The sequence below is a fragment of the Muribaculum sp. genome (assembly GCF_029051885.1).
Taxonomy (GTDB): domain Bacteria; phylum Bacteroidota; class Bacteroidia; order Bacteroidales; family Muribaculaceae; genus Muribaculum.
On record NZ_JAIDKI010000076.1, the window covers coordinates 1 to 9,573 of the forward strand.

The window sequence follows — 9,573 nt, forward strand, 5'->3', positions numbered from 1 at the left end:
CGCGTACGCTTCGCCAAGGACTGACAATGATAAGGCGAAGTATATAAGTATATAATGATAAAGCGAAGTATATAAGTATATAATGATAAAGCGAAGCGTATAATTTGTACACTTCGCTTTATCGTTAGGCGGCATGTTGTATGTTGCCGCATCTGCTACTCTTCCTTTTGGGTTATCATCTTGATATCGGAGGTGTCCTTGTTGTATTCGAGGATAAAGTCGGAGAATGTAAGGATGATTGTACGCGGATTGTTCTCGGCTACCATAAGGTCAGATGTAAGCTCACGGGCTTCCAGATATTGATATACCCTTGGCATCTCGTTGAAAATCAATATGGAAGGGATGGGCACACCATTGCCGTTGATTGATGTCCACTGGTAGTTGGCGTCAAACACGAGCGTGGCGCCGTTTTTAATCGTCACGTAGTAGTTGCCGTTGCGCTCGTCGTAGTCGCTGACCGAGGCACCGGGCCAGTAGGATGATATAAACTCTTTTATCGAGGTAGGTACGTCGTCCCATACTGTTGAGCTACAGGCCATAAGTATAAGGAGGACAACTATTGCATATAAAGATCGGTGGCGTAACATTATTAAACAAGCTCTAAAGGATTTTATGCTTTTATAACACACCGTCGCTTCTGTAAGTTCATCATACTATGGGGTTTAACCTCTTTAACATTCCGTGTGTAAAAATTTTTACATATGGCGGCCGATTAGTTGTAAAATAATTTGGATATTATTACAATGTGTTGTAATTTTGCAGTGTTATACAACCTTTATCCGCAGATTTTATTCTTAATCTTATGAAAACACCCCGCTACAAATTTGATGATTTATGGAAAGAGGCCATACGCCTGATGCCCTATCTGAGTGAAGAATACACAGAGCGGCTTATACGCGATTATATAGAGAATGACCGCGATGCCGACAGTGATTTCCGTGATACAAATTTTGAATGTGCCTGGCTGCTTATCAAGGCGCAGATTGATGCCCGCAAGTCACGCAACCTAAGAGCACGCCAGAAACGTATGCTCCGCCGCCGGCTCATAATTGACGAGCAGGCCCGCATGGCCGCTGCCGAAGAGCGAAGAAGAGCCGAGGCAGAGGCCGCGCGCATTGCTGCCGAGGAGGCGGCTGCCGCTGCCCGCAGTGAGCGCAACAGGATAAAGCGCGAGAGCCGTGTCGACCGTACCAATTGCATTACAGGTCGTAGGGTAGGGCGTCTTTGCTCCGGCGGCAAGGCGTCGCGTGGCTCCAAGCCTACCTTTTCCGACCGATTCAGAGGCCCCGGATGCCGGACGGCTGCCGCCTTGGACACTGCAAAAACAGAGCAGGCCCCGGCGCGATTGCCGGAGCCTGCTGTATGCCGATTGAATGATATCGGTGTGGATTAGTTGACCTTCATTTTCGAGATGTAGTCGCGGAGAGCTTCGTTGGTAGGATCGAGCTCGAGCACTTTCTCATAATAAGTCTTGGCCATGGGGATATCCTTTTCCGAGATGTAGAATGATGCAATCTGGGAATAAGCCTCGTTGTACATGTCGGAGCGCTTCTCCTTGTTGGTGGGATCCATATCGAGGATTTCTACAACCTTCAGATATGCGTCGCACTGTTCGGCAGAGGGCTGGTTGTCATGCTTCACGAGCATCATACGGGCCTTGTTGCGGTAGGGGATGGGGTTTTCCGGTACCTTCTCGATAATCTGGTCGACTGTAGCGATAGCGTTGTTGATGGCGTCGATTTTCTTCTGCGATCCGGGCTCGGAAGTAGCAGCCACGTTCTGGTAGCGGTTGGCGAGGGTCACGAGGTCGTTGGTCACATAGTCACCGCGGTCGATGAAAGCCTTGTATACCTCAAGAGCCTTGTCGTAGTTCTTGGCGCCGGAGTAAGCCGAGCTGAGAGCCTTGTAGATGTCGGTCTTGTCGGGGTTGAGCTCGAGAGCCTTTTCGAGAGCGGGAACGGCGAGCGAGTCCTTGCCGAGCTCCTGGAGCACTTCGGCGTAGGAAGAGTAGTCGTTAGACGAATACTTCAGGCCGGGGAGGTTGAGGGCGAAGAATTTCTCAGCGGCAGCCTCAGCTCCGGGGTAGTCCTGGAGGTCCTTCTTGTCGAGGAAGATAATACGCATGAGCTGGAACTTCTGCATGTCGGTGGGGTTCTGACCCAGAATCTTCTCGGCGAGCTGGAGGCTCTCGTCGTAGTGCTTGCCGTAGTAGAGGAGTGCGCTGTAGCGTACCTCGTCGCTCTTGAAGTGGTTGGGGTTCTTGATATAGTCGCCATAAGCGCTTGCAGCCTTTGCCCACTGGTCGTTCTGGTAGTATTTCTCAGCGAGTTCGCGCTGTCCGAGAGCTGAGTTGGGCGAAGCCTGAAGGAGCTCCTGGAGCTTGTTGATGGCGTATTCGGGGTTTACGTTGAAGTAGGCGTTGGCATACTTTACATAAGCCTCGGGAAGACCCTTTGAGTAGAGGATAGCGTTTTCGTAGTTGGCAGCTGCGTCGCCCCACTCCTTGTTGGCTGCCTCACGGTCGCCGCGGAGCACGAAGATAGAGGGCTCCTTGGAGTTGGCTTTGTAGGCCTGTTTGTCGTACTCCTCGATTTCCTTGGCGTACTTTACAGGGTCGGCGTTGAAGTATGCGCGGCCGATGGCTGTGAGCACGGCAGCATCCTTCTTATTGATTTTCTTGGCTTCGTCGAAGAGAGTCTTCGCACCCTTCTCGTCGCCCTGGATGAGGGCAAGCGCACCCTGTCCTACCTTGTTGAGAGCGCTCTGAGGATTTGCGGCAAGACCCTTGTCGAAGTCGGCCTTGGCTGTTGTGTAGTCCTTGTCGTGAAGAGCGATTTCGCCGAGGTAGTAGTAGGCGAGAGCCTTGTCGGTCGAGGGGCTGTTGAGGTTGCGCTCAAGGATTTCTTTGGCGTTGTCAAACTGGTCGGCCTTGAAGTACTCGATTCCGTCGAGGTAGCCCTGCTGCGCAGATGCTGACAGAGTGGCAGCCAGACAGAAAGAAAAAAGGAATTTCAGTTTCATGTCGATAGATCTGTTTTGTCGTTATATAATTTCTAAACGTGAATGAGCTTAATTTATTATTCGAGATATACCATGCGCGGCTGTACGCGTGCGGGAAGTATACCTGTACGCTGTATGATTTTCTGTCCGATTGTGCCTGTGACGAAGGAATAGAATCCATGCGACAGCGAGCCGTTGACACCGGTAGTAATCATGTACATCGAGCGGAACAGCGGGTATGTGCCGTCGTAGATGTATGCCTGATAGGGCTTGTAGGCTCTCAGCTGGTCGTCGCGGCGCACTTTGAGCACCTTTACCGCGGGGTCGAAGTCGGCCACCGTAGTGTCCTGCTCCTGGAGGCTCTTGATGCGCTCGTCGCGCGACATGTCGCGTGTGCGCATGTCGGCGCTGATCCAGCTCACGCCGATTATACCGATGGCGCCTTTGCGCATCTGTACCTGGTCGAATACCTCGCGGCTTGACTGCTGTGCGAAGACGTTCTCTCCGAAGGGTTCGCCCTTCATTATCGAGTCGCGCATGTATTTGACGGTGCTTGAGCCTTCGTCGTCAAACACCACCTGTATGTCGCCGAGCTTGGTAGGCTCGATATCGCTCCATTTGGTGATTTTTCCGGTGAGGATGTCGCGTATCTCTGATATCGACAGTATCTCTATCGGGTTGTTGTTGTTTACGATAAGGGCTATTGCATCGACGGCAATCATGTTGCTGCGCGGGTGTTTCTTCTGTGCTTCGAGATAATCCTTTTCCTTCTGGGTGAGGTCGCGGGATATCACGATTGTCTTTGTCTTGAGGTCGAGCAGCGAGTCTACGCAAGCCTTTTCGGATGCATAGTAGGGGATTATGTTTGCTTTACCTTTTGTGGTATACTCGAAGACGTCGATTTCCTGGTTCATTATGTTTTCAAACGAGGCATCGCATACGATTGTGGCAAGCCCCGACGTACTTGTATTGGTCGTGGTCTTCTGACAAGCTGTCAGTCCTGAGAGCATCAGGACTGACAGTGCTATTGTAAGGAGTGTAATCTTGTAGTTCACGTAGCTTATGGTATAAGATGTTGAATTCAGTGTGTGTGTGTGGATGTGATGCATCCGCCTGTCAATATTCGTCGCCGATGTTGCGGTCGATGCCGGCAAACTGGCGGTATGCCCTCCATATGCCGTAGATAATCAGACCGAATCCGGCTACCCATCTGAGCCAACCCCAGGGAGCTGTCTCCCATTTGAAGAAGTCGATGAGGAAAAGCACACCCATGCCGACATATATTACAATCATGAATATGCCAAAAACTGTGCGCATAGCGCCAGCGCCGCTTGTGCGGGTCTTTTTTTCGTTGCCTTCGTTACTCATAATAAAAATTGTTTAAGTGTTTCGCGTGTCATCGGCCTGACGGACAATAATATCCGCAGGTCTATATCAGACTAACACTCAGGCAGGCCAATAGTTCGACATGCCAGCCTCGGATACGATATTACCCTCGGCACGGTAAAGTTACAAAAATATGCCAATATATCGTATATTTGTACTGATAAATCGGGATAAAATTGTTAAATTTGTGTATGCGGCCGCATGTACATGCTCGCCGAATGACCGTCCTGACGATTTATTATTAACAAGCTCTTATTATTAAACAAGTTCTAAAGTAATGCAGGCACCACTGGCAGAGCGTCTGCGTCCGCGCACGCTCGACGATTATATAGGACAGGAACATCTCGTAGGCCCCGACTCGGTATTGCGTCGCATGATAGACACGCGTCGGGTATCGTCGTTCATACTCTGGGGCCCTCCCGGGGTAGGGAAGACCACTCTGGCGCGCATCATAGCCAATACTACCGACTGTCCGTTCTATACACTGAGCGCCGTAAGCTCGGGAGTGAAGGAGGTGCGCGAGGTGCTTGAAAAGTGTAAGGCCGACGCACGGAGCATGTTCTCCACGGGTAGGCCGATACTGTTTATCGACGAAATACACCGGTTCAGCAAGTCGCAGCAGGACAGCCTGCTCGGCGCGGTAGAGAACGGTACGGTGACTCTGATAGGCGCCACCACGGAGAATCCGTCGTTTGAGGTGATACGTCCGTTGCTGTCGCGTGCCCAGGTGTATACCCTGCGTCCTCTTGAAGAGCCTCAGTTGCAGCGTCTTCTCGACAGAGCCCTCACTACCGACAAGGTGCTTGCCGGGCGCGATGTAAAGGTCGAGTCGACCACGGCCCTGTTCCGCTACTCGGGAGGCGATGCCCGCAAGCTGCTCAATATCCTCGACCTGCTCGAGCAGTCGACTCCGCTCAACGAGCCGATAGTAATCAACGATGAAGTGGTGACGGCACGCCTCCAGGAGAATCCCGCCGCCTACGACAAGAACGGAGAGATACACTACGATATAATATCGGCCTTTATCAAGAGCATACGCGGCAGCGACCCCGATGCGGCCATATACTGGCTGGCGCGCATGATAGAGGGTGGCGAGGACCCCGAATTCATAGCCAGGCGTCTGGCGATAGTGGCCGCCGAGGATATCGGTCTGGCCAACCCCAATGCCCTGCTGCTTGCCAACGCCACGTTTGACATACTTCATAAAATCGGCTGGCCCGAGGGTCGCATCCCCCTGGCCGAGTGTACGATATATATGGCTACGTCGCCCAAGAGCAACTCGGCTTATGTGGCTATCGGCGCCGCCCAGGAGCGCGTCAGGGCCACCGGCAATCTCCCCGTGCCGCTGCATCTGCGCAATGCGCCGACCAAACTGATGAAGGAACTCGGCTATCACGAGGGCTACAAGTATGCCCACGACTATCCCGGCAATTTTGTCAGGCAGCAGTATCTGCCCGACGGGCTTGAAGGGAGCCGGTTCTGGACTCCGGGTAGCAACCCCCAGGAGGAGAGGGCCAGAGCATTGCAGGAGGCAAGATGGGGTGGCAGGGAGAAGTAGCGACCGTGTGCGCAAATATGTAATGACTTGTGTAACAGCCCGCAAAACGGTTTGCGGGAATTTTCTGAAAAAATTTTGAGTGTTGAGTGTCACAAAACGCCAGTGAGTGGCGTCATGTATATGTAATGGATGCAGAGACGTTTAAAGAAATCATCCTTTCACGCTATGGCGACATGTATCGCGTGGCGTATGCCATTGTGCGTGACAGTGATGATGCGCAGGACGTCGTGCAGGATGCTGTGACCCGGCTGTGGGCGCAGCGTCAGGAGCTGTCGGGCATAGAGTCGCCCGACGCCTACTGTATGGCAGCTGTAAGACATCTCTGTATCGATCTTCTCAGGGCACGCCGGCGTCGTCCCGCTCCGGTCGAGGAAATCGACGAGGAGAGTGCCGTCGGCTACGACTCCCACTCGCGGGTGGAGTATGCCGACAGTCTCAGCCTGGCTGAGCGCATGATATCCACATTGCCTGTGTCGCAGCAGGAGGTGGTGAGGCTTCGCTCACATGCCGACTGTTCGGTTGACGAGATTTCGACCATTACCGGGCTTACGCCTGCCAATGTGAGGCAGCTGCTCAGCAGGGCAAGGCGTCGTCTGAAACAATTTGCCAACAACCTATTATGAGAGAATGTCTGAATTTGACTTTATGAAATCTTTAGACTGTTTCGAACTTTCATTCAGTCATTATGGGTTCCACCATAATTCCTTCATTCAATCTCTTAACATAAGCAAATCCAAACATTCTCTGAGATTATGAAAAAAGATCTCTATTACATAAAACAACTGTTGAGCCTTTACCACTCGGGTATGACTACCCGGGCACAGGAGCATGAGCTGATGGAATTTTTTGCCGTCACGCCTGAAAGCGTCCTTCCCGACGATATGAAGGCCGACCGCAGGATGATGGTATTGCTTGCCGCCGGTGGCGCATGTGATGTGCCGTCCGGTCTTGACGCACAGCTGTCGGCCCACATCGATATGCTTGAGCGCCGGGAGCACCGCGGACGCCGCGGGCGTCGCCTGATGGCAATAGCGAGTGTGGCGGCTTCCGTGGCCATACTCCTTACGGCCACAGTGTTTGTGGTCAAGGATTCGTCGCCTTCGGTGTATGAGCTGACCGACCCGCAGGAGGCGCAGGCCGAGACTCAGCGTGCCCTGCTCCTTGTGTCGGAATGTCTCAACAAGGCCGACCGCAAGGCCGAAGAGACCGACAGGCTGCTCGAGCGCCTCGGATTTGACATGAGCATGTTTGAGGACGACTTTGTGGAGTATGACGACAGTCTGATGACCGACAGCGACGGTATAGTGCCGGTATTTTCCGATACAATAGGTGTTTAACCATGAATTGGCGGATATGAAAATGATATTTCGTACGATATTGGGCATAACAGTCGCGCTGGGTGCCGGCTCTACGGCTATGGCCCAGGAAGAGGCTTTCAAGCGTGCGGCCCGACTCCCTGAGGTAGAATACATATATATGTCGAAGGATATACTATCGAAGGTAGGGGGTTCGCTCCCGGTGTCGGGCATGGACGAGGTAGCCTTGCAGCTTACTTCGATGGAGGTGCTCAATACATCGAGCCGCGAGTCGGCTGTCAAGGTTTTTGACATGCTCGAGAGCTCGCGCAACGGCATGGAGCTGCTTACCCATATGTCGGAGAATGACGGCACGGTAGATATCTACGGGGTAAGAAACAGCGACAAACTGTCGGAACTGATGGTGCTTGTGATGAACGACTCGGTATTGTCGGCAGTGATGATGAAAGGCAATATCGACCCGGAGGTAATCAAGAGCATAGCCCCCCAATCAAAAGATAATTGAAATTTCTATCTTGTAATTGATAAGATACAATATACATACGCTTCAAAACAATAGGCTCCGGAGAAGTATCGGTTACTTTTCCGGAGCTGTTTCTTTGTAGGGGTTGTCGATATGTGGCTTGTAGCAGGGGTGCTATGCTGTCAGTCGGTCAGTTCGCCTACTATGCGTATCGGCGACGACGGGCGCGAAGGGTCGTTGGTGATTACCGACAGTCGGGAATTGACAAGGGCGGCGTCGGCGGGCATCTTGCCGGTGTCGACGGTAACGGTAATCCTGGTCTGCGAGCCCGGATTGATTTTTTCCTTGGCACACTTTACCTTTACGTAATCTTCCGGGCATGATGCACGGCGGATTATCAGGGGCGACTTGCCATAGTTGTCGACGAGCAGCTCGGCGTGTGCCACAGTGCCGCGCTTGATTCTGCCGAGGTCGATTGTCGAAGTCGAGTAGGCTGCCTTGGGCGCTTTCTCGCGCTGCTGAGGGGTGAGCTTTGAGAAATCCTCGTTGACGATGGCCACGAGCGACACCTCCTTGATAATCGACGACAGCGGGTCGGGGCTTATCATGGCCTGCGATGTCGACAGTCCCCACTGGTCCTTGGCTTTGGAAGAATCGAAAAACAGGGTGAATGTGACCTGTTCGCCCGGCGGCACTGCGCGCGGCGCTATGTCGGCCACGATGTATGGCGGGAGTCCGGAGATAGACGGGTGTATCGTGTCGCTGCTCTGGTTGTAGCCGTCGAGGAAGGCGGTCTTCGTGCGTCCTTTAGTCACCTCGCCAAACGGCACCACTGTATTTTTCAGTTTCAGGAATCCGACTTCCACCGGATAGTGTGCCCGCAGAGTCTGCCTGTCGCCGATTACCACTCCCTTTATTGTAAGGGTGGTCATGGCGGGGTCGGCATTGGTCTCGACCTTCACTTTTTTATCGAACTTTCCGGGCCGGCCGGCGGGATTGTATGTCACAGCCACCTTTCCGGTGTCGCCCGGAGCAATCGGCTTGCGGCTATATGTCGGTGAAGTGCATCCGCACGATGCGCGCACGCTCAGTATGTTGAGCGGCTTGTCGCCTGTGTTTACTACCTTGAAGTATGTGGTGACGTTGCCGAGGTCTTCGTCGAATGCTCCGAAGCTGTGGGTTGTATCGAGCCATTTGGCCTTTGGCTGAGCCGATGCGGTGGCGCCTGATATGAGGGCGACAGCGGCGAGTGTGAGCAGATGGAGAATTTTCATTTTTTCTTAGGTGTGGATTTCGGCAGTACGGTTCCTTTGATTTTCAGCAGTGCGTTGTCGCCCTTGCGGTTGGTGCGCACGCGGATTGTCTTCTCGAATTCGCCCGGACGTCCTGCGGGGTCGTATGTCACGGTAAGCGCGGCGGTCTCCCCCGGGCGTATCGGCTGTTTGGGTATGCTTGGAGTGGTGCATCCGCACTGTGCCTTGGCCGATACTATCACCAGCGGCTTGTCGCCGTTGTTCTGTAGGATGAAATCACATCTTACCGGACCGTCGGCCTCGCGTATGGTGCCGAAATTGTGGGTCTTTTCCTTTACATATAGTGCAGATTCGGCTGCAAATACCGATATGATGCTGATGGAGAGCAGTAGCAGTAATGCTGAAAATTTCCTGATCATTTTTTTCTGATTTATGTCCTTTAACTATGTATAACGCAAAATTGGGAAGAAAGGGAGAGGGAAATGGTAAATTGACGGTTAAATTAAGTTAAGAGGCGTTTTAGAGCTTGTTTAATAATAAATGTTACCGTCAGGGCGGTTAATCGTCGAGCAGATTTTCGCTTGTGATGAGGGAGTT

The 9,573-nt window shown here is 52.6% G+C and carries 11 protein-coding genes; 5 read left to right on the top strand and 6 right to left on the bottom strand.

What is annotated here, in order from left to right:
• Positions 1-155 precede the first annotated feature (155 nt).
• A complete protein-coding gene (locus K2I50_RS03255) occupies positions 156-539 on the bottom strand; it encodes a hypothetical protein (RefSeq protein WP_301024817.1) in 384 nt (127 codons plus the stop codon).
• 263 nt (positions 540-802) lie between these two features.
• On the opposite strand from K2I50_RS03255, the gene K2I50_RS03260 reads away from it, so the two are divergent.
• The gene (locus K2I50_RS03260; RefSeq protein ID WP_301024818.1) at positions 803-1,393 is read left to right on the top strand and encodes a hypothetical protein; all 591 of its coding nucleotides are present in this window, start codon (positions 803-805) and stop codon (positions 1,391-1,393) included.
• Here the strand turns inward: K2I50_RS03260 and K2I50_RS03265 are convergent.
• From K2I50_RS03265 to K2I50_RS03275, 3 genes are all read right to left on the bottom strand, one after another.
• Complete coding sequence (locus K2I50_RS03265; protein ID WP_301024819.1) at positions 1,390-3,021, bottom strand: tetratricopeptide repeat protein; 1,632 nt, start codon at positions 3,019-3,021, stop codon at positions 1,390-1,392. The genes K2I50_RS03260 and K2I50_RS03265 overlap by 4 nt on opposite strands.
• A gap of 56 nt (positions 3,022-3,077) precedes the next feature.
• Positions 3,078-4,055 (bottom strand): PstS family phosphate ABC transporter substrate-binding protein, encoded by a 978-nt coding sequence (locus K2I50_RS03270; RefSeq protein WP_160899767.1) that lies wholly within the window; start codon positions 4,053-4,055, stop codon positions 3,078-3,080.
• 61 nt (positions 4,056-4,116) lie between these two features.
• A complete protein-coding gene (locus K2I50_RS03275) occupies positions 4,117-4,368 on the bottom strand; it encodes a hypothetical protein (protein WP_160899768.1) in 252 nt (83 codons plus the stop codon).
• Between the two features lie 295 nt (positions 4,369-4,663).
• Between K2I50_RS03275 and K2I50_RS03280 the strand changes: the two genes are divergently transcribed.
• From K2I50_RS03280 to K2I50_RS03295, 4 genes are all read left to right on the top strand, one after another.
• Positions 4,664-5,944 (top strand): replication-associated recombination protein A, encoded by a 1,281-nt coding sequence (locus tag K2I50_RS03280; protein ID WP_135993413.1) that lies wholly within the window; start codon positions 4,664-4,666, stop codon positions 5,942-5,944.
• Between the two features lie 86 nt (positions 5,945-6,030).
• A complete protein-coding gene (locus tag K2I50_RS03285; RefSeq protein WP_301024820.1) occupies positions 6,031-6,567 on the top strand; it encodes a GFO_1088 family ECF-type sigma factor in 537 nt (178 codons plus the stop codon).
• 129 nt (positions 6,568-6,696) lie between these two features.
• Positions 6,697-7,281 carry a hypothetical protein gene (locus tag K2I50_RS03290; RefSeq protein ID WP_301024821.1) on the top strand — a complete coding sequence of 195 codons (585 nt, stop codon included), beginning with the start codon at positions 6,697-6,699 and terminating at the stop codon, positions 7,279-7,281.
• Positions 7,282-7,297: 16 nt separating this feature from the next.
• Positions 7,298-7,765: a DUF4252 domain-containing protein gene (locus K2I50_RS03295; RefSeq protein ID WP_135993410.1), complete on the top strand. Its 468-nt coding sequence runs from the start codon at positions 7,298-7,300 to the stop codon at positions 7,763-7,765.
• Between the two features lie 140 nt (positions 7,766-7,905).
• Here K2I50_RS03295 and K2I50_RS03300 read toward each other — a convergent pair whose 3' ends face one another.
• Both K2I50_RS03300 and K2I50_RS03305 read right to left on the bottom strand, forming a co-directional pair.
• Positions 7,906-8,997 carry a DUF1573 domain-containing protein gene (locus K2I50_RS03300; RefSeq protein ID WP_301024822.1) on the bottom strand — a complete coding sequence of 364 codons (1,092 nt, stop codon included), beginning with the start codon at positions 8,995-8,997 and terminating at the stop codon, positions 7,906-7,908.
• The gene (locus K2I50_RS03305; RefSeq protein WP_301024823.1) at positions 8,994-9,395 is read right to left on the bottom strand and encodes a DUF1573 domain-containing protein; all 402 of its coding nucleotides are present in this window, start codon (positions 9,393-9,395) and stop codon (positions 8,994-8,996) included. The genes K2I50_RS03300 and K2I50_RS03305 overlap by 4 nt, the downstream gene beginning before the upstream one ends.
• Positions 9,396-9,573: the final 178 nt, after the last annotated feature.